Annotated in this window: 27 protein-coding genes; all 27 read left to right on the top strand. The window is 70.9% G+C overall.

What is annotated here, in order from left to right:
* The first annotated feature begins 1 nt into the window (after nt 1).
* The 27 genes from AW27_RS26470 to AW27_RS26340 all read left to right on the top strand — a co-directional run bounded on the left by AW27_RS26470 (nt 2) and on the right by AW27_RS26340 (nt 17,694).
* Nucleotides 2-697 (top strand): hypothetical protein, encoded by a 696-nt coding sequence (locus AW27_RS26470; RefSeq protein WP_304949915.1) that lies wholly within the window; start codon nt 2-4, stop codon nt 695-697.
* A complete protein-coding gene (locus AW27_RS26465) occupies nt 694-1,281 on the top strand; it encodes a hypothetical protein (RefSeq protein WP_304949914.1) in 588 nt (195 codons plus the stop codon). The genes AW27_RS26470 and AW27_RS26465 overlap by 4 nt, the downstream gene beginning before the upstream one ends.
* Nucleotides 1,278-1,916 (top strand): hypothetical protein, encoded by a 639-nt coding sequence (locus AW27_RS26460; protein ID WP_037930787.1) that lies wholly within the window; start codon nt 1,278-1,280, stop codon nt 1,914-1,916. Before AW27_RS26465 ends, AW27_RS26460 begins: the two co-directional genes overlap by 4 nt.
* Complete coding sequence (locus tag AW27_RS26455) at nt 1,913-2,575, top strand: hypothetical protein (RefSeq protein ID WP_052031398.1); 663 nt, start codon at nt 1,913-1,915, stop codon at nt 2,573-2,575. The genes AW27_RS26460 and AW27_RS26455 overlap by 4 nt, the downstream gene beginning before the upstream one ends.
* Before the next feature lie 61 nt (nt 2,576-2,636).
* A complete protein-coding gene (locus tag AW27_RS26450) occupies nt 2,637-3,065 on the top strand; it encodes a hypothetical protein (protein ID WP_037930784.1) in 429 nt (142 codons plus the stop codon).
* 4 nt (nt 3,066-3,069) lie between these two features.
* On the top strand, nt 3,070-3,534 hold the full coding sequence (locus AW27_RS26445; RefSeq protein ID WP_052031397.1) for a DUF6221 family protein: 465 nt from the start codon (nt 3,070-3,072) through the stop codon (nt 3,532-3,534).
* 160 nt (nt 3,535-3,694) lie between these two features.
* Entirely contained in the window at nt 3,695-3,919 is a 225-nt protein-coding gene (locus AW27_RS26440; protein WP_037930781.1) for a type IV toxin-antitoxin system AbiEi family antitoxin domain-containing protein, read from the top strand.
* A gap of 154 nt (nt 3,920-4,073) precedes the next feature.
* Nucleotides 4,074-4,526 carry a hypothetical protein gene (locus AW27_RS26435; protein WP_037930779.1) on the top strand — a complete coding sequence of 151 codons (453 nt, stop codon included), beginning with the start codon at nt 4,074-4,076 and terminating at the stop codon, nt 4,524-4,526.
* Nucleotides 4,527-4,593: 67 nt separating this feature from the next.
* A complete protein-coding gene (locus AW27_RS26430; protein WP_157840337.1) occupies nt 4,594-4,749 on the top strand; it encodes a hypothetical protein in 156 nt (51 codons plus the stop codon).
* A 512-nt stretch (nt 4,750-5,261) separates the two neighbouring features.
* Nucleotides 5,262-5,738: a phage terminase small subunit gene (locus AW27_RS26425; RefSeq protein ID WP_236647895.1), complete on the top strand. Its 477-nt coding sequence runs from the start codon at nt 5,262-5,264 to the stop codon at nt 5,736-5,738.
* Entirely contained in the window at nt 5,722-7,356 is a 1,635-nt protein-coding gene (locus AW27_RS26420; RefSeq protein WP_037930776.1) for a hypothetical protein, read from the top strand. The genes AW27_RS26425 and AW27_RS26420 overlap by 17 nt, the downstream gene beginning before the upstream one ends.
* A 10-nt stretch (nt 7,357-7,366) precedes the next feature.
* A complete protein-coding gene (locus tag AW27_RS26415) occupies nt 7,367-8,860 on the top strand; it encodes a phage portal protein (protein ID WP_037930774.1) in 1,494 nt (497 codons plus the stop codon).
* The gene (locus tag AW27_RS26410) at nt 8,844-9,809 is read left to right on the top strand and encodes a VG15 protein (RefSeq protein WP_236647894.1); all 966 of its coding nucleotides are present in this window, start codon (nt 8,844-8,846) and stop codon (nt 9,807-9,809) included. Before AW27_RS26415 ends, AW27_RS26410 begins: the two co-directional genes overlap by 17 nt.
* A 52-nt stretch (nt 9,810-9,861) precedes the next feature.
* Nucleotides 9,862-10,614, top strand: coding sequence for a hypothetical protein (locus AW27_RS26405; protein WP_037930771.1), 753 nt, complete (start codon nt 9,862-9,864; stop codon nt 10,612-10,614).
* 14 nt (nt 10,615-10,628) lie between these two features.
* Nucleotides 10,629-11,492, top strand: a complete 864-nt coding sequence (locus tag AW27_RS26400) for a phage major capsid protein (RefSeq protein ID WP_037930768.1) — start codon at nt 10,629-10,631, stop codon at nt 11,490-11,492.
* A 15-nt stretch (nt 11,493-11,507) separates the two neighbouring features.
* Nucleotides 11,508-11,879: a hypothetical protein gene (locus tag AW27_RS26395; protein ID WP_037930766.1), complete on the top strand. Its 372-nt coding sequence runs from the start codon at nt 11,508-11,510 to the stop codon at nt 11,877-11,879.
* Nucleotide 11,880: 1 nt separating this feature from the next.
* Nucleotides 11,881-12,231, top strand: a complete 351-nt coding sequence (locus AW27_RS26390; protein WP_037930764.1) for a hypothetical protein — start codon at nt 11,881-11,883, stop codon at nt 12,229-12,231.
* Between the two features lie 16 nt (nt 12,232-12,247).
* Nucleotides 12,248-12,844, top strand: coding sequence for a head-tail connector protein (locus AW27_RS26385; protein ID WP_037930762.1), 597 nt, complete (start codon nt 12,248-12,250; stop codon nt 12,842-12,844).
* Nucleotides 12,841-13,188 (top strand): phage head completion protein, encoded by a 348-nt coding sequence (locus AW27_RS26380; RefSeq protein ID WP_037930760.1) that lies wholly within the window; start codon nt 12,841-12,843, stop codon nt 13,186-13,188. The genes AW27_RS26385 and AW27_RS26380 overlap by 4 nt, the downstream gene beginning before the upstream one ends.
* 1 nt (nt 13,189) lies before the next feature.
* Nucleotides 13,190-13,525, top strand: a complete 336-nt coding sequence (locus AW27_RS26375; RefSeq protein ID WP_037930757.1) for a hypothetical protein — start codon at nt 13,190-13,192, stop codon at nt 13,523-13,525.
* On the top strand, nt 13,525-13,683 hold the full coding sequence (locus tag AW27_RS26370; protein WP_157840336.1) for a hypothetical protein: 159 nt from the start codon (nt 13,525-13,527) through the stop codon (nt 13,681-13,683). The genes AW27_RS26375 and AW27_RS26370 overlap by 1 nt, the downstream gene beginning before the upstream one ends.
* 2 nt (nt 13,684-13,685) lie before the next feature.
* Nucleotides 13,686-14,054, top strand: a complete 369-nt coding sequence (locus AW27_RS26365; RefSeq protein WP_052031396.1) for an HK97-gp10 family putative phage morphogenesis protein — start codon at nt 13,686-13,688, stop codon at nt 14,052-14,054.
* Nucleotides 14,051-14,464, top strand: a complete 414-nt coding sequence (locus AW27_RS26360; protein ID WP_037930754.1) for a DUF3168 domain-containing protein — start codon at nt 14,051-14,053, stop codon at nt 14,462-14,464. The genes AW27_RS26365 and AW27_RS26360 overlap by 4 nt, the downstream gene beginning before the upstream one ends.
* A gap of 4 nt (nt 14,465-14,468) precedes the next feature.
* A complete protein-coding gene (locus AW27_RS26355; protein WP_037930751.1) occupies nt 14,469-14,882 on the top strand; it encodes a phage tail tube protein in 414 nt (137 codons plus the stop codon).
* A 25-nt stretch (nt 14,883-14,907) separates the two neighbouring features.
* Nucleotides 14,908-15,309, top strand: a complete 402-nt coding sequence (locus AW27_RS26350; RefSeq protein WP_037930748.1) for a hypothetical protein — start codon at nt 14,908-14,910, stop codon at nt 15,307-15,309.
* A gap of 20 nt (nt 15,310-15,329) precedes the next feature.
* Entirely contained in the window at nt 15,330-15,677 is a 348-nt protein-coding gene (locus tag AW27_RS26345) for a phage tail assembly protein T (protein ID WP_201773429.1), read from the top strand.
* The gene (locus AW27_RS26340; protein WP_304949913.1) at nt 15,625-17,694 is read left to right on the top strand and encodes a phage tail tape measure protein; all 2,070 of its coding nucleotides are present in this window, start codon (nt 15,625-15,627) and stop codon (nt 17,692-17,694) included. Before AW27_RS26345 ends, AW27_RS26340 begins: the two co-directional genes overlap by 53 nt.
* Nucleotides 17,695-17,701 lie beyond the last annotated feature (7 nt).

Below are 17,701 nucleotides of genomic sequence, written 5' to 3'. Positions count from 1 at the left end.
CGTGTACCCCACCCTGTTCACAACCCCCGGCCTCGCCAAGTTCGCCGAGGAGCTCGACGCCGAGCGCCGCCGACAGCTCCAGAAGTGGGGCGACCAGCGGCACCGCGACGGCACCAGCACCGGCAACGCCACCTGGGCGCTGGAAGCCCTCGCCCAGTGCCAGCACGCCGCCGACGAGGACGCCCTCACCTGGGGCCACATCCTCTACGAGGAGTTCACCGAGGTCATGGCCGAGACCGACGCGGCCCGGCTGCGCGCCGAGCTGATCCAGGTTGCTGCGGTGTGTGCGGCCTGGGTGTCCGACCTCGACCGGCGGCCGCAGGACGGAGCGCAGGCCGACGCGACCACCCCGGGCGCCGAGTCGGGCCCGCAACCCCGCCGCTTCTACCTGAACCGCCACACGGACGTCTCCGGCATCTCCGGGACGGGAGTGGTCGCCGACGGCGTGCTGTGGCCCGACGGGACCGCGTCCGTCCGCTGGCGCGGCGACCACCCCAGCGTCGTCTTCTGGGACCGCGGCCAGCTCAGCGTCGATCACGTCCACGGGCACGGCGGCGCCACCGAGATCGTGTGGCTCGACGAGCCGCTCCCGCCCAAGCCCGCCGCCTACACGCTCCACATCGACCCCGCCCCGCTCACCGAGACGATCCGCACCATCGTCCGCCGCGGGCCCGGCGAAGCAGGGATGACCCAGTGACCGACCTCCTCAAGTTCTTCATCGCCTGGTGCACGCTCGCCAGCCTCGCCGGCCTCGTCCTCGGCTACCTCGGCTACCGCGCCAACCGGCACAAGGACGCCGCCCCGTCGGCCCCGGAGGCGAGCGGCCGCCACACCGCCAGCACCATCACCGACGACGCCCTCGACGCCTTGTACGCGCGCGCCGAGCAGGCCGAGGCCGCGCTCGCCGCCTTCCACGAGGGCGAAGAACCGCAGCCGGACTGGCGCGCCACGTCTACCCCGGCTCAGTGGATCTGGCTTTGGAACCGGGCCACCTTGGAGCAGCGCCTCGATGTCGCTGCCCGATTCATGGCAAACGGCGCGACAGCCGAGGAGTGCGTCCTCATGAACCACAGGGCGACCGTTGAGGAAGCCCGCCGGATGCGGGCCGCCATCGCCCGCGTCCGCAATCGGTGCCAGAGCGTCCGCGACCGCGTTGGCCCCAGCGGGATGATCAACGCCAGCCAGATCCTCGGCCTGCTCTCGGCGAAATGGCCAGACGGCAACTACGAAGCCCCACTCACCAACGCCGCCCTCGACGAACCCAAGGAGCAGACCCCGTGATCGAGAACTTCAACAACCCGGCCGATTTGGAGCTCCTCCTCCTCGGCGCCATGGCCGGCCAGTCCAACGACGAGCTGATCGGCAGCCAGGAGAAGCGTGGCCAGCAGCAGCTCGTCAACTCCGACCGGCTCCCCACCGAGATCCGCGGCGACCGCGCCGAGTTCGAGGCCCTCGGCTTCACCCTCGGCGACCCTGACCCCGCCGACCCGCTGTTCGCCCCGGCCACGCTCCCGGCCGGCTGGACCCGCGAGGCATCCGACCACGACATGTGGTCGTACATCCTCGACGAGCTCGGCCGCCGCCGCGTCGCCGTGTTCTACAAGGCAGCCTTCTACGACCGGAGCGCAGGGATGTCGCTCGTTACCCTGCACAGCTACCTGCAGGACCACCTCTTCGGGGGCCGCGAGCTGATCTGTGACGACACCTGGGCCACCCCGGCGGCCCTCGCCGACGAGGCACGCCACGCCGCCCAGCAGGCCCAGGAGCGCGCCAGCTCCTGGGAGCAGGTCGCCAACCAGCAGCCCCCCAGGGCCTACTCGGACCAGGCCCCGGAGTACGCCGCGAAATACGCCGCCGAGCGTGACCAGTACGCCGCGCTGGCGGCCCGGTTCGAGGCGGAGGCACAGCAGCCATGACCCGTCTCTGCACCTGCCGCACGGCGCTGGCCGCCAGCGAGCACATCTGCCCGCGCTGTAGGGCCGCGACGGCGGGCCGGCTGCGCCGCATGCCCGTCCTCTACCGGCTCTTGCAGCCGGAGCTGCAGCCCGCGGCCGGCGCCCCCTCGTACGGGCGGGTGGGCCTCGTCGAGGCGCCCATGCCGGTGTCCGCACACGTCCTGACCCTGCGCGGCCCCGGCGGCATCGTGCACGTCCTCGAAGACTGGTGGTCCGCGATGCAGGCCTCACGCGGCGGGTCGGCACCCCTCATCACCGGGACGTACGACGAGCGCGTCACCAGGGCCGCCAAGCAGCTGACCTTCCACCTCGACTATGTGGCCGAGTGGGAGGAAGGCCCGCAGCTCGCAAGGGAGCTCCGCCGGCTCGACGAGACCGCCATGGACATCGTCTGCCCGCACGACACCCGCGAACGTGGCACCCTGCTCGGCCCCTGCCCCGCCGAGCAGGTCGACGGCACCGTGTGCGGGGCCACCCTGCGCCACTACCGCAGCAGCATGCGCCAGGTCACCTGCCCCTGGTGCAGCTCGGTCTACCCCATGCACTCCTGGGCCCGCCTCAAGGCCTGGATCGACCACGACCGCGAGGAACACGCCCCCGAAGACCAGGAAGCCGCCTGACCACCTCTGCCGGGCCCGCCGCACCGCGACAGGCCCGGCCCCAACCGCGACAGGACCACCCATGCCCCGCCCCAGCACCGACGAGGTCGCGCAGCGACGCGCCCGTGTCGCGGAACTGACCCGCGACAAGCTGACCATCCGCGACATCGCCACCGAGCTCGGCGTCACCAAGGACGTCGTCCACCGCGACCAGCAGTGGCTCAAGAAGCAGGCACTCGCGACACCGCGCGCTCTCTTCCGCGACAAGGCTGATCAGGCGCGTACAGCGATGGCGCAGCTGCACGCGGCCGTGACCGCGACAGCAGCCGCCCGGCCCGCCTACCAAGTCCTCATCGACGACGCGACAGCCGCCCAGTGGATCGCCCAGCTGCGCGACGACGCCAACCGCCTCCGCGACATCGCCGACACCTTCCGCGAGCTGTACCCCCACCTCACCGGCCCGGCCGCGACACCCCACCGCGACACCGCGACAACGACCGCGACAGGATGACGACATGACCGACCTCGTGCAGTTCCTCCGCGCCCGCCTCGACGAGGACGCCAGCGTCGCCCGAACCGCCGGCGCTGAACTAGGGGAGGACTGGCGGTACGACGCCGATCACGGATGGGTCCTCGTCGCCCGGGAGGGATACTCGATCGCCACAGGCAGTCAGGACTTCCTCGACGCCGAGCACGGCCACCACATCGCCCGCCATGATCCGGCCCGCGTCCTCGCCGAGGTCGACGCCAAGCGGCGACGCCTCGCCCGCCACACCTCTGAACGGCGACGTCTCGCGCTGGAGGACGCAGACGGTACGACCTCCATGGCGTTCCTGATCTGCGCGTCCTGCACGCCCAACCGGGTCATCCGCCGGGAGGAGCAGGACATCGTTGAGTGGCCGTGCCCAGACCTACTAGACGATGCTGCGGTGTACGCCGACCACCCGGACTACCGCGAGGAGTGGTGGCCCGAGGTCTGACGGCGGCACCGCCGTGTCAGACCCCGCCCGTACCGTCGAGACATCCCACCAGCGTTTGCAGGGCTGCTGACGCTACTCGGGACGGCCCCGCCCGATCACACATCGGGCGGGGCCTCCTGCCGTTCGCGCAGCCGTCCGCTGTTCGGTGACACTGATCCACATGGAGTACCTCGCCCTACCCCCCGGACTGGTCACCACCACCACGGCCGCGCTCGCCTGCGGGGTGCAGCCGGCCACCATCCGCGACTGGGTACGCCGCGGCCTACTCACCCGGATCGGCGGCACACCCAAGCGGCCCATCTACCGCCTGCAGGACGTCCTCGCCGCCCATGCTGCGCCCAAGCCGAGCAGGCCTGGGCAGCGGGCTGCCGATCATGTGGCTTGACACTCGAACAACCACGCGCCACGATTTGCGCGTACAGCCATGCCCAAACGCAGGCTGACCAGGACTCCGAGCCCCGCCCTCGCGCGGGGCTCTCCCGTGTCACAGCACTGCAACGCCGCACCCGCCTCCGGACCACGGAGCCCACCATGTCCTGATGCGCACACACCACACTGCCGCCGCACTCATCGCGGCCACCCTGCTCACGCTCACCGGCTGCGCCGAAGCCGACAAGGACCCCGCCAGCACGAGCAACGAGGGCAAGAACCAACCAACCAGCGCCCCGGCCCCCTCGCCGAGCGTCGACCAAGACGCGGCACGCGCCGCCGCCGGCCTCCCGCCCGAGCCCGACGCCGCCACCCGCAAGGCATACCTCGACGCGCTCAACGCCATCGATCCGCGCATCATCAAGCCCGGCAAGGACGACCAGGCAGTCAGCCGCGGCATCAACCAGTGCAGCAGTATCAAGACCACCAAAGACCAGGCCAAGCTCGCGACCCTCGCACTGGGCCGCTTCACCGTCGACACCAGGCTCCCCGAGATCGCCACACCTGCGAACGGCCAGAAGATCAACGACGTTGTGCACACACACCTCTGCCCCACCTTCTGACTCACGCCCACCCGAGCCCGGCCCGCACCATGCAGGCCGGGCTCACGCGCGCCTAGGAGGCAGCATCATGTCCGACTCGCAGGAAGCCCTCGTCAGTCCGCTCTCCAAGCTCGCCGCGGCTGCGGTGTCCCTGCACGAGCTCTACACCGAGTATGTGAAGGCCGGGTTCACCAAGGCCGAGGCCATGGAGCTGTTGAAGGCGCTGATCACCAAGAAGTCATGAGCCCGCGCAAGGCCCTGCAGGTGTGCCCGACGCCTGGATGCCCCTCCCTCACCCCCCAGGGACGATGCCCCCCATGCCGCGCGAAGGCCGAGGCGAGCAGGCCAGCTCACAAGGACGCAGGACGTAACACGCGATGGCGCAACGCCAGCGCGCAGTACCTCCTCGATCATCCGTACTGCGAGTGCCCAGCCTGTGCCCTGCTGCCCCCCTTGCAGCGCGACGTCGCAACCGAGGTGGACCACATCGACGGACTCGGACCGCTCGGACCGCGTGGCTTCGACCCCACGAACTGGCAGGCCATGAGCAAACGCCACCACAGCCGCAAGACCGCTGAGGAGACCTGGAGTCGCTGATCACACACAGTGGTCGACCCAGGGGGGTAACTCCGGCCGGCGCCGGGGGGCCCAGACGCGGGGGAGGGCGCTGGGGGGTGCGTCAGGTTCAAAGGGTCCCCGAGCGTCACGCACTGTGACGCCGATTTGGTCGCGCAACGCGGCCGAGGAGTGATCATCATGCCCCGTGGTGGAGCCCGCGCCGTGTCCGGCCCGGCACCTGACCCGAACGCGCTGCGGCGCGAGCGGAAGACCGACGCCGCCGGCTGGCGGACGCTCCCGGCCGACGGCCGGCCGGGCCCCGCGCCCGAGTGGCCGCTGACCGAGGCCACCGAGCGCGAGCACGACGTGTGGCTGGACCTGTGGGAGTCGCCGCAGGCGGTGATGTGGGAGGAGCTCGGCCAGGCCCTCGAGGTGGCCCTGTTCGTCCGGACGCTGGCCGAGGCCGAGCGGCCGGACGCCCGGGTCGACATCAAGAAGATGGTGCGCGGCTACCTCGACAGCCTGGGGCTGAGCGTGCAGGGCATGCTCCGCAACCGGTGGAAGATCGCCCCCGGCGTCCCGGCCCCGGCGGCGGACGCGGTACCGGCGCCGGCTGTACGGCGGCCGTCGGCCCGCGACCGCCTCAAGGTCGTGCCCAGTGGCGAAGGCAGCTGACGCCGGCGCCGAGTTCGTCGTCGACTTTCCCACGCTGTGGGTCGTCGCGGACTGGATCGAGGAGCACTGCCCCGTCCCGGACGGGTTCCGCCGCGGCGAGCGTCTGGAGATGTACCCGTGGCAGCTGTGGTGCACCGTCAACCACTACCGGGTCAAGCCGGCCGCGCGCGTGGGCCAGCTGGCGCCCGCGTTCCACTACCGCCGCTCGCAGGTCGTCGCGCCGCAGAAGACCGGCAAGGGCCCGTGGTCGGCCGCGCTGGTCCTGGCCGAGGCCGCGGGCCCGGTCGTGTTCGCCGGCTGGGCCAAGGGCGGGGAGCGGTACGAGTGCGCCGACCACGGTTGTGACTGCGGATGGTGGTACGAGTACCGCCCGGGCGACCCGATGGGCGTGCCGTGGCCGACGCCGCTGATCCAGCTGACGGCCACCTCCGAGGACCAGGTGGCCAACGTCTACCGGCCGCTGCAGGCGATGGTGAAGCTCGGCGCCCTGGCCGGCCGGATGCGGGTCGGCGAGGAGTTCACCCGCGTCGGCGACGAGGGCCGCATCGACGTCGTGACGTCCTCGGCGCTCTCCCGGCTCGGTAACCCGATCATCTTCGCCCTGCAGGACGAGACCGGCCTGTACAACACGGCGAACAAGCTGCGCCGCGTCGCCGAGACGCAGCGCCGCGGCGCGGCCGGCATGGGTGGCCGCTCCATGGAGACCACCAACGGGTGGGACCCGTCGGAGAACTCCGTCGCGCAGACGACGTCGGAGGCGAAGGCCCGCGACATCTTCCGGTACCACCCGCAGGCCCCCAAGTCCCTGTCGTACCGGGACAAGAGGCAGCGCCGGAAGATCCACAGCATCGTCTACGCAGGCTCGGCACACGTCGACCTCGACGCGATCGAGGCCGAGGCCGCCGAGATCATGGAGAAGGACGAGGCGCAGGCCGAGCGGTTCTTCGGTAACCGGTGCGTGGCCGGGGCGGCGTCGTGGCTGGACGTGGCGAAGTGGGCGGCGAAGGAGAAGCCGCGCCGGATCCGGCCGACGACCCGCATCGTGCTCGGTTTCGACGGCTCGGACTCCGACGACTGGACGGCGATTCGGGCCGAGACGATGGACGGCTACCAGTTCACCCCGGTGTACGGGCCGGACGACGAGCCGACCATCTGGAACCCGGCCGACTACGGCGGCCAGGTCCCGCGCGCCGAGGTCCGCGCCGCGATGGATCAGCTGATGCACCGTTACGACGTGGTGCGGCTGTACGCGGATCCGCCGTACTGGGACACCGAGATCGATGAGTGGGTCGACCTGTACGGGGAGGAGCGCGTCATCCGCTGGCACACCCGCCGCATCGTGCAGATGCACTCCGCCTGCGAGCGGCTCAAGACCGATGTGATCAAGCGCAACAGTGCGGGGGCGGCGTTCACGCACGACGGGTGTGAGATCACCGCGGCGCACCTGGCGAACGCGCGCGCGGCCGCCCGGCCGATGGACCGGTACGTGCTCCGCAAGGCGTCCCCGCCTCAGAAGATTGACGCGGTGATCCCGTCTGTTCTGGCCCATGAGGCCCTCGGCGACGTGATCGCGGCTGGCCTGGCCGAGCGCGACGACTCCTACTACTACGGCAGCTGAGGAGGGCCCTATGGCCACAGAGGCAGAAGCCCTCCGGCTGGTCTCGCTCCTGGAGAGCGAGCTCATCCGCCGGCGCGGTCCGATCGATACGTTCAACGGCTACTACCGGGGCGACGGCCGGCTGAAGTTCGCGTCCGAGGAGTTCGCCAAGTTCCACGGCGACCGCTACCGGGACTTCTCCGACAACTGGGTGCAGGTCGTCGCCGACGCCCCGGTGGAGCGCCTCGTCGTGACCGGGTTCGTGGCCGACGGAGACCTCTCGGCGGACAAGGACCTGTGGAAGGTGTGGCAGGTCAACGGACTGGACGCCGACTCGCAGCTGGGGTTCCTCGGCGCGATCACCGGCGCGCGCACGTTCGTCCTGGTGTGGGGAGACCCCAACGACCCGGACATGCCGGTCGTCACCTTCGAGGACGCCACGCAGTGCGTCGTCGCCTACGAGGCCGGCTCCCGCCGCAACCGGCGGGCGGCGCTCAAGCGGTGGCAGGACGGCGGCGACGACTACGCCACCCTCTACCTGCGCGACGAGGTGTGGAAGTTCCGCCGGCCCCTGCAGCGGCAGGACAAGTCGCCGCAGATGGCGGAGGTCGACGAGGAGCTCAAGCGGTGGCAGCCGCGGGAGATGGGCGACGAGCCGAACCCGCAGCCCAACCCGATGGGCGTCGTCCCGATGGTCGAGCTGCCCAACAAGCCGATGCTGGTCGAGGACCCGATCAGCGACATCGCCGGCGTCATCGCCATGCAGGACGCCATCAACCTGATCTGGGCCCAGCTGTTCACCGCCTCCGACGCCGCGTCCTGGCCCCAGCGCGTCATCATGGGCGCCGAGCGGCCGATGATTCCCAAGCTGAACGCGGCCGGGGAGATCATCGGCAAGCAGCCCGTCGACCTGGAGAAGTTCCAGATCGACCGCATCGCGTGGATCACCGGCAAGGACGCGAGGATCGCACAGTGGCAGGCCGCCAACCTGGCCATGTACACCGGGATCATCGAGGTCGCCGTCGGGCACGTCGCTGCCCAGAGCCGCACCCCGCAGCACTACCTGATCGGGAAGATGGCGAATATCGGAGAGGGGACGCTCCTGGCCGCTGAGACCGGCCTGGTCAAGCGCTGTGACGAGAAGACGCTGTGGTTCGGCCAGGGCCTGCGCGAGGTCGCCCGGCTGATCGCCCTGGCCAAGGGGCAGGACGCGAAGGCCGACGCGATGCGCTCGGGCCGGGTGCTGTGGGCGGAAACCGAATCCCGCAGTCACGCGCAGCTGGCCGACGCGCTGCTGAAGTTGAAGCAGCTGGGGTTCCCGTTCGAGTGGCTGGCCCTGCGCTACGGCCTGACCCCGACCGAGGTCGCCACCGTGATCGCTATGAAGGACCGCGAGCTCGAGGCGGACCCGGTCGCGGAGATCACCCGGATGATGGCCAACCAGCCCGGCCCGCCGGCGGACACCGGACCGGAGGAGCAGGAGGAGTCGGAGGGTGAGGAGGCGGACCGTGAGCCCGTCGCCTGAGTCGACCGCCCACATGGAGGCCCGGGCGCGGCTGGCCGCCGCGACGTCGCGCGGTGTGCGCGCGCTGTGGGGGCGGGTGGACCGCGACAACATCCATGCCTCCTGGCTGGAGCTGCTGCTGCACGTGGTCACGGTCGTTTCTGGCGGGCAGCTGGCGGCGGCCTCGACGACCGAGCCGTGGCTGCAGTCCCTCCTCGGCGACGACCCCGACCGGGCGTCCTCCGACCGGCTGGTGCCGTCCTCGCTCGTCGGCGTCACCGGGAACGGGCTGCCCCTGGCCGACGTCCTGATGTCGCCGATGTGGTCGGCGCTGCGGCTGGTCACGGCCGGCGTGCCCGTGGTCCAGGCGATGGCCCGCGGGCAGGCCCTCCTCGACCTGATCGTCCGCACCACGATCGCGGACACCGGGCGGGCGGCTGACTCGGTCGGCATGATCTCCCGTCCGGCGGTCACCTCCTACGTGCGGGTCGTCGAGGCCGGCGCCTGCTCCCGGTGCGTGGTCCTCGCCGGCCGCGAGTACGGCGTCTCCTCCGCGTTCGCCCGGCACCCGCGCTGTCACTGCAGTATGGAGCCGGTCACTCGTGAGCACCGGCCCACCCCGACCGACCCCGCCGACGTCTACGCCAAGATGTCCGACGCCCAACGGCGCAAGACGTTCGGCGAGGCGGCCGTGAAGGCCATCGATGCGGGAGCCGACATCGCGCAGGTCGTCAACGCCCGCCGCGGCATGGCCTCCGCGACCGTGTACGGGCGGACCGTGCAGGCCACCACCGAGGGCATCACCCGCCGGGGCCTGGCCGGACAGCGCCGGAAGAACTTCGAGAAGCTGGCCGGCAACCGGTACCGCACCGCCAAGACGCCTCGGCTCATGCCCGAGGAGATCTTCCGCCGGGCCGAGAGCCGCGAGCACGCCGTCCGGCTGCTGCAGCGCAACGGCTACATCACCTGAACCCGCGCCCGCGCGCAATGCGCACGCGCCCACCCCCGCAACGGGAGCACCCATGCAGCGATCCACCCTGCCCCGCCACGCCCGCGCGCACGCGCCCGGCTGGGCCCGCCCCTACCCGCTCTCCCTGTTCTCCCCCGTCTTCTACGCCAACGGCGACCAGGACGACGACGGCGAAGCCGCCGACGAGGGCGAGGGCGAGGGCGGTGAGGACACCGACGACAACGACGGCGGCCAGGGCGACGACGCCAACGATGCCGGGCAGGATGCCGACGACACGGACCCGGCCGGCGCCGACGCGCTCGGCGACAAGGGCAAGCGTGCGCTGGCCTCCATGAAGGGGAAGTGGCGCGCCGAGCGCGACCGGGCCCGCGAGCTGGAGCAGCGCCTGGCGGAGAAGGACGGCGCCGACGAGGCCGCGGCCATGCGCCGGCAGGCCGAGCAGGACGCGGTCGCCAAGGCCAACGCCCGGATCATCCGGTCCGAGGTGAAGGCCGCGGCCAAGGGCGTCCTGGCCGACCCGGCCGACGCCTTCAAGTTCCTCGACCTCGACCAGTTCGAGGTCGACGAGGACGGCAACCTCGACGAGGACGAGGTCGCCGACGCGATCCAGGACCTCATCAAGTCCAAGCCCTACCTGGCAGCCGCACCGGCCAAGAGGTTCCAGGGCACTGGCGACGGCGGAGCGGCGCGCAAGGCGTCCCGGCCCAAGCAGCTCACCCGAGCAGACCTCAAATCCATGACCGCCGAGGCAATCGACCGCGCCCGCGAAGACGGCCGGCTCGACGACCTCATGGGCGGCAAGTAGGCCAGGAGGCCACCATGACCGTGCGGAACTTCGTTCCCGAAATCTGGAGCAGCAAGCTCCTCGTCGCCACCCGCAAGGCCCTCGTCTACGCGGCCCCGAACGTCGTCAACCGCGACTGGGAAGGCGAGATCGGCGAGGCGGGCGACACCGTCCGTATCACCTCCGTCTCCCGCCCGGCGATCGGCACCTACACCCCGGGATCCACCGTGATCACCCCGGAGAAGCTGACCACCGGCCAGCGCACCCTCGTCGTCGACCAGTCCAAGTACTGGGCGTTCATGGTCGACGACGTCGACAAGCGGCAGACCAAGGCCGGCCTGGTGCCGCAGGCCATGAGCGAGGCCGCCTACGGGCTCTCCGACGTGATGGACCAGTACGTCGCCGGCCTGTACACGCAGATCGCGGCAGCCAACTTCCTCAACGTGGTCGGCTCCCCCATCGACACCTACACCGACCCCAAGCACTTCTACGACAAGGTGCTGGTGCCGCTGCGGACCAAGCTGACCAAGGCCGACGTGCCGAAGGCCGGCCGGTACGTGATCGTCCCGCCGGAGGGCTACGCCTCGCTGCTCCTGGACGACCGGTTCATCAAGGCCGACAACGCGGGCACGGACGCGGGCCTGCGTAACGGCCTCGTCGGCCGGGCCGCCGGCTTCGACATCTACGAGTCGAACAACTGCCCCGTCCCGACGGGTGACACCACCGTGGTCCAGGCCGGCGTGAAGGAGGCCATCACCTTCGCCGAGCAGCTGAACAAGACCGAGGCCTACCGGCCCGAGTCGAGCTTCTCGGACGCGGTCAAGGGCCTGGCCCTGTACGGCGCGAAGGTCATCCGGCCCGACCACCTGGCCGCCGCGTTCATCAACCCCGCCGCCTGATCGGAGACATCACTCATGGCGACAACGCAGCTCAGCTACTCCAACCTCGTGCCGAACAGCAACCTCCTGCAGCCTGCGGGGACGACGCTGGTGGCCGCGCCGACGGACGACATGCAGCTGGCGAACGCGTTCCCCGAGCTGACCGTCCTGCGCGTGTCCAACACCGACGACGACACCGCGCTGACGCTGACCGTCAAGGCCGGCGACCACCCGCCCGCGCTCGCCGCAGGCCAGGGCGACCTGGCCGTCACGGTCGCGTTCGGCACCGTCCAGCTCATCGGACCGTTCGAGTCCGGCCGGTTCGTCCAGTCGGACGGCTCGATGATGATCGAGTCCTCGACGACCACGGGCACGATCACCGCTCTCAAGGTCCCGAGGAACACCTGACATGGTCGAGACCATCTACGTCCGCGGGGAGGGCGGGGCCGTCATCGCGATGGACCTGCCCCTGCCCGAGGGCATTGCCGAACGCTACGAGCGCGGGCAGCTGGTTCGCGTCCACTCCGACGGCTCCCCCTACGCGGCCCGGGCCGCTTCTGCTCCGCCCCCCGGCCCGGACGACCCGGACGACCCGCCGCCGCCCGACCCCGCCCCGGTACCCGAGCCGGCGCGTGCCGCCCGCCCGGGCATCAACGCGCCCAAGGCGGAGTGGATCGCCTTCGTTGTCGCGTCCGGGCTGCACTCCGCCGAGGACGCGGCGAACTACACCAAGGCCGACCTGATCGACATGGTCAGCTGACCGGCTGGAGGCCCCCATGGCACTGACCCCTCTTGCCGGTATCGAGGATCTGTCCCAGCGGGGCCTGGCCATCGACCCGGAGGAGACCGCCCTCACGGAGGTCTACCTCGGCGTGGCGTCCGCGGCCGTCCGGGAAGCGGCCGGGACGCCGATCAGCTTGACGACCTCGACGGTCACCGTGGAAGGGGAGCCGGGCCAGTGGCTGCGGCTCCCCGGCCTGCCCGTCACTGCCGTCGCCACCGTCTCGATCGACGGCGTCACGGTGACGGACTGGCGGCTGCGCTCGGGGATGCTGTGGCGGTCGGCCGGCTGGACCGGCTGCGACGGCCCCGCCGAGGTCGAGGTGACCTACACCCACGGCCTGGCCGCCGTCCCCGCCGACATCATCGACCTCGTCTGCCGGATGGCGGCGGCCGCCCTCGTCTCCTACCGCGCGCAGGAAGACGGCAGCGGCCTGGCCGCGGGGAAGGTCATCACCTCCGAGCGGCTCGGCGACTGGGCCGTCACCTACGCGGCCGACGGCCGCCTCTCGGAGATGGAACTCTCGCCAGCCTGGGCCGAGCGGCTCGCCGCCCGGTTCGGCGGCGGCCTCACCGTGGCACGGTCCCGGTGATCTCCCCGGGCCGCCACCTCAACCGGCGCCTGGAGGTGTGGCGGCCGGTCACCGCCGACGACGGTGCGGGCGGCCAGGACACCAGCCTCGCCCTGCAGGGCACCGTCCGCGCCAAGGTCGATCAGCCCTCCAACGCCGACCGGATGCTCGCCGCCCAGGCGGGCAGCCGACACGACCACACCGTGTTCCTCCTCCCCAGCGCCGACGTGCGCCGCGGCGACGAGCTGCGCGGCACCGACCGGCTCGGACAGCACCAGCGGCTGCGCGTGCTGTCCGTGGTCGCCCCCTCAACCCCTGTCTACCGCCGGGCAGCCTGCGAGCTGATCCAGCGGGAAGGAGCCTGACGTGGCCGCTCTCGCGCTCACCGTCGTCCCCGTGGCCGGAGGCGCCACCCTCGACACCACCGCCGTCGCCGCGGCCGCGGGCGGCGACACCGCCCCCTGCGGCCCCGGCCGGTTCCTGTACGTCTTCAACGGCGACGCCTCCCCCCACACCGTCACCATCGCCACCCCGGGCACCGTCTCCGGCGTCGCGATCGCCGACGTCACCGTGGCGGTCGCCGCGGGCATGACCGCGGCCATCCCCCTGTCGAACATGTTCCGGGGCGCCACCGGTCGCGCCGCGATCACCTACGACGGCGTCACCTCCGTCAAGGTCGGCGCCTTCGAACTGGGCACCTGATGGCCACGCCCGAACCGCCGGCCACGACGGACACCGTCCTCGCGCGCGCCGAGGCCGAGCTGCACGACACCCGCCCCACCTACGCCATCGCGTGGGCGCTGATCGCCATCGCCGGCGAGCTCGCCACGATCCGGCGCGACCTGCGCAAGAGGAGGTAGCCGTGGCCGTGACCGTCCGGGTTACCGGCCTCGAAGAGCTCGCCAGGCGGCTGGACGAACTCCCCGAGGAGATCAAGGAAGCGCTGCGGCGCGCAGTGAAAGAGTCCGCGGAGGCGGTGAAGAAGGACACGCAGGAGGCCGTCCGCGTCGACACCGGCAACCTCCGCGAGAAGGTCGACATCACCTACTCCGATGCCGGGCTGACCGCCCAAGTCGGCTGGAGCGAGGCGGACACCGCGGCCTACGCCACCCTGCACGAGCACGGCACCCGGAAGATCACCGCGAAACCGGCGCTCGGCCCGGCGCTGGAGATCGAACGGACCCGCATCGTCGGCCGGATCACCGACGAGGTACGGCGGGCCACACGGTGACCGCTCCCGCCGCCCTCGGCCCGGTCCAACAGGCCGCCTACACCCTCCTTACGGCCGACACGGAACTCATGGCGTTGATCACGGGCGTCTACGACTACGTCCCCGAGGACGTCGTCTTCGACTACGTGACCATCGGCGAGGCCACCGAGATCCCCGACAACCGGCACGGCGGGTTCGGCCGGCAGACCACGCTCACCCTGCACGTCTGGACCCGGTATCGCGGGCACGCGCGCGGCCAGCGCATCGCGGCCCGCATCGTCGCGCTCCTCGACCACCAGCCACTGACCATCACCGGCCTGCACCACGTCTCGACCCGGTTCGAGTTCTCCCAGACCCTCACCGACCCGGAACCGCCCGGGGACATCCGGCACATCCCGATGCGGTTCCGCATCACCACCGAACAGGAGTAGACCCATGGCAGGACTCGACGGCTTCGGCACCCAGTTCCAGCGCGGCGACGGCGCCGGCTCCGAAGTGTTCACCGCGGTGGCCGACGTCACCAACGTCTCCGGCCCGGGCCTGTCCCGGGAAACCATCGACGTCACCAGCCACGGATCACCGGACGCCTACATGGAGTTCATCGGCGGCCTCAAGGACGGCGGCGAAGTGTCGCTCGACGTCAACTACGACCCCGCCAACCACGATGCCCTGATCGACGACTTCGACGACGACGCGCCCCGCAACTACCGCATCGTCTTCCCCGACCCGGACACCACCACCTGGGCTTTCAAGGCCATCATGACCGGCTTCGAACCCGAGGCCCCCTACGACGACAAGCTGGCCGCGACGCTGACGTTCAAGGTGTCGGGCAAGCCCACCATCAGCTGACCCACCGAGAGAAAGGCGCACGGCCGTGGCCCTGCTGACCCGCGCACAGATCGACGCCGCCGAAGACCGGATCTTTGAGGACGTCGAGGTCCCCGAGTGGGGTGGCAGTGTCCGCCTCCTCGCCCTGTCGGGCACCGAACGCGACGCCTACGAGGCGTCCATGGTCCGCGTCGGCACCACCGGCAAGGTCTCCGGCGTGAACCTCCTGGACGCCTCCGCCCGCCTCCTCGCCAAGTGCATCGTCGACGAGGACTTTCAGCGGCTCTACACCGACAAGGAGGTCCAGGCGCTCGGCGCCCGCAACGGCAAGGTCATCAAGCGCCTGTACGCCAAGGCCCAGCAGCTGTCCGGGCTCGGCAAGCAGGCAGTCGAGGACGCCGCGGGAAACTCCGAGCCCGCCCCGAGCGGGCCTTCTACTTCCGCCTAGCCCTCGCCAAGGGGATATCTGTGGCCGAGCTCCTGGCCACGCACTCCTCGGCCGAGCTCACCGAGTGGATCGCCTACGAGCAGATCACCGGCCCTATCGGCCAGGGCCGCGACGACATCCTCATGGCCATCCTCGCGGCCACGATCAGCAACGCCAGCCGCAGCAAGGGCCGGAAAGCGAAGATCACCGACTTCCTGCCCAAGTGGGACCACGGTGCCGGGCGCCCGCGCATGGACTGGACCGAGATGCTCGCCGCAGCCAAGACCATGAACCGCTCTTTGGGCGGCCGCGACCTCACCAAGGAGGGCCAGCCCAATGGCGCAGACACTGGCCGAGCTCCTCGTCGAGCTCGGCATCAACAGCGATGAACTGACCGAGGGCGCGCAAGGCGCAGCCGACCAAGTGGACCGCTCGCTCGCGGGGATCGGTGGCGCGGCCGCCGGCGCGGCGGTCGGCGCGATGTTCGCGGCCGGGCTGTCCTCCGCGATGGACGCCAGCGCGGCGAACGCCAAGCTGACCGCGCAGCTGGGCCTGACCGAGGCGGAGGCGGCCCGCGCGGGAGACGTCGCGGGAGAGGTCTTCTCCGACGGCTGGGGCGAGTCGATCGCGGAGGTGAACGAGGCGCTCGGCTCGGTCGGGTCCGCCCTGGGCGGGCTGTCCGAGCTGACCGACTCCGAGCTGGAGTCGATGACCCGCTCGGCCCTGGCGCTGGCCAAGACCTTCGAGCTGGACGTGTCGGAGGCGGCGACGGCCGCCGGAGCGATGATCAACAACAAGTTGGTCAAGGACGGCGAGGAGGCCTTCGACGTCCTGACCAAAGCGGCTCAGACGCTGCCCAAGTCGATGATGGCCGACATCCCTTTGGCCATCAACGAGTACGGCAAGCACTGGGCGCGTATAGGCCTGGACGCCAAGGACGCGATGGGCATGATGTCCCAGTACGTCAAGGCGGGCGGCCGGGACATCGACCAGGCCGGCGACGTCCTCCACGAGTTCGCGCGCATCACCTCCGAGGAGACCGACAAGGCCGCCGAGGCGTTCAAGGGGCTGGGGCTGCCGGCCAAGGAGATGCTGGCCGAGATCCACAAGGGCGGTCCCGCCGCCAAGGCCGCGCTGCAGAAAACGATCGAGGCCCTGCGCGGGGTGGAGGACAGCGGCGAACAGTCCGCGCTGGCCATCGAACTGTTCGGCGACATGGCCGGTGAGGGCGCCGACGCGCTGTGGGCGATGGACCCCGCCACCGCGGCTGTCTCCTCCGGGATGGCGGAGGCCGCCGGCGCCGCCGCCTCCATGGAGGACGCCCTGGCCGCCGACCCGATGATGGCCTACGACTCCATCGTCCGGTCCCTGACCACCGCCCTCGGCGAATACCTGGCCCCCGCCCTGGCCACGGTGGCCACCTTCGCCAAGGAACACCCCGAGGCGTTCAAGGCCATCGCCATCGCGCTGGGTGTCTTCGCCGTGGCCATGGCCATCGCCGCCGCCGCGCAGTGGGCGATGAACGCCGCCATGTTCGCCAGCCCGATCACGTGGATCATCCTCGCCATCGTGGCCCTCGTCGCCGCGATCGTGTACGTCGCGACGCAGACCACCTGGTTCCAGACCGCGTGGAAGGTCACCGTCGACGCGGTGGTCGCAGCCGCAAAGTGGCTGTGGGAGCAGGTCTCGGCCGAGTTCATGAAGATCGCGAACTTCCTGCTGACGTGGACCGGCTGGAAGTTCGTCATCGACCACTGGGACCAGATCAAGGCCGGTGTCGCAGCGGCCGGCGCCTGGGTGAGCAACAACGTGCAGGAGACCGTCGAGGACATCACCGCGACGATCGACTGGCTGCAGGCTCTGCCCGGCCGCGTCGGCGCCTACTTCGGCGGCATGGTCTCCGAGGCCAAGGCCAAGGGCGAGTCCCTCATCAACTGGGTCCACGGCATCCCCGGCAGCGTCCAGTCCGCCGTAGGGGACCTCGGCGGTCTGCTGCGCGGCGCCGGACGCTCCATCATCCAGGGCCTGATCGACGGCGTCACCGGCATGATCGGCAGCCTGCAGCGCCGGTTCTCCACGATCACCAACATGATCCCGGACTGGAAAGGCCCGATGTCCCTGGACATGCGGCTCCTGACCCCGTCGGGCGAGGCCCTCATGAGCGGCCTCATGGACGGCGTCGAGGACCGCCTGCCCGCCCTGCGGCGCACCCTCCAGGGCGTCACCTCCGACATCCCCCACAACGTCAACGTCGGCGTCGGGGCGGCCGGCGGCGGCCGCCAGGAGATCGTCACCCGACTCGTCATCGACAGCAACGTCGATTCCGCATTCGCCACCGCCATCAAGAAGTCCGTGCGCACCGACGGCCGCGGCGACGCCGCAACGTACTTCAGCACCGGCCGCTAGAAGGGAG

The sequence above is a fragment of the Streptomyces sp. PCS3-D2 genome (genome assembly GCF_000612545.2).
GTDB lineage: Bacteria > Actinomycetota > Actinomycetes > Streptomycetales > Streptomycetaceae > Streptomyces.
This window is presented reverse-complemented; position numbering and strand designations above follow the sequence as displayed.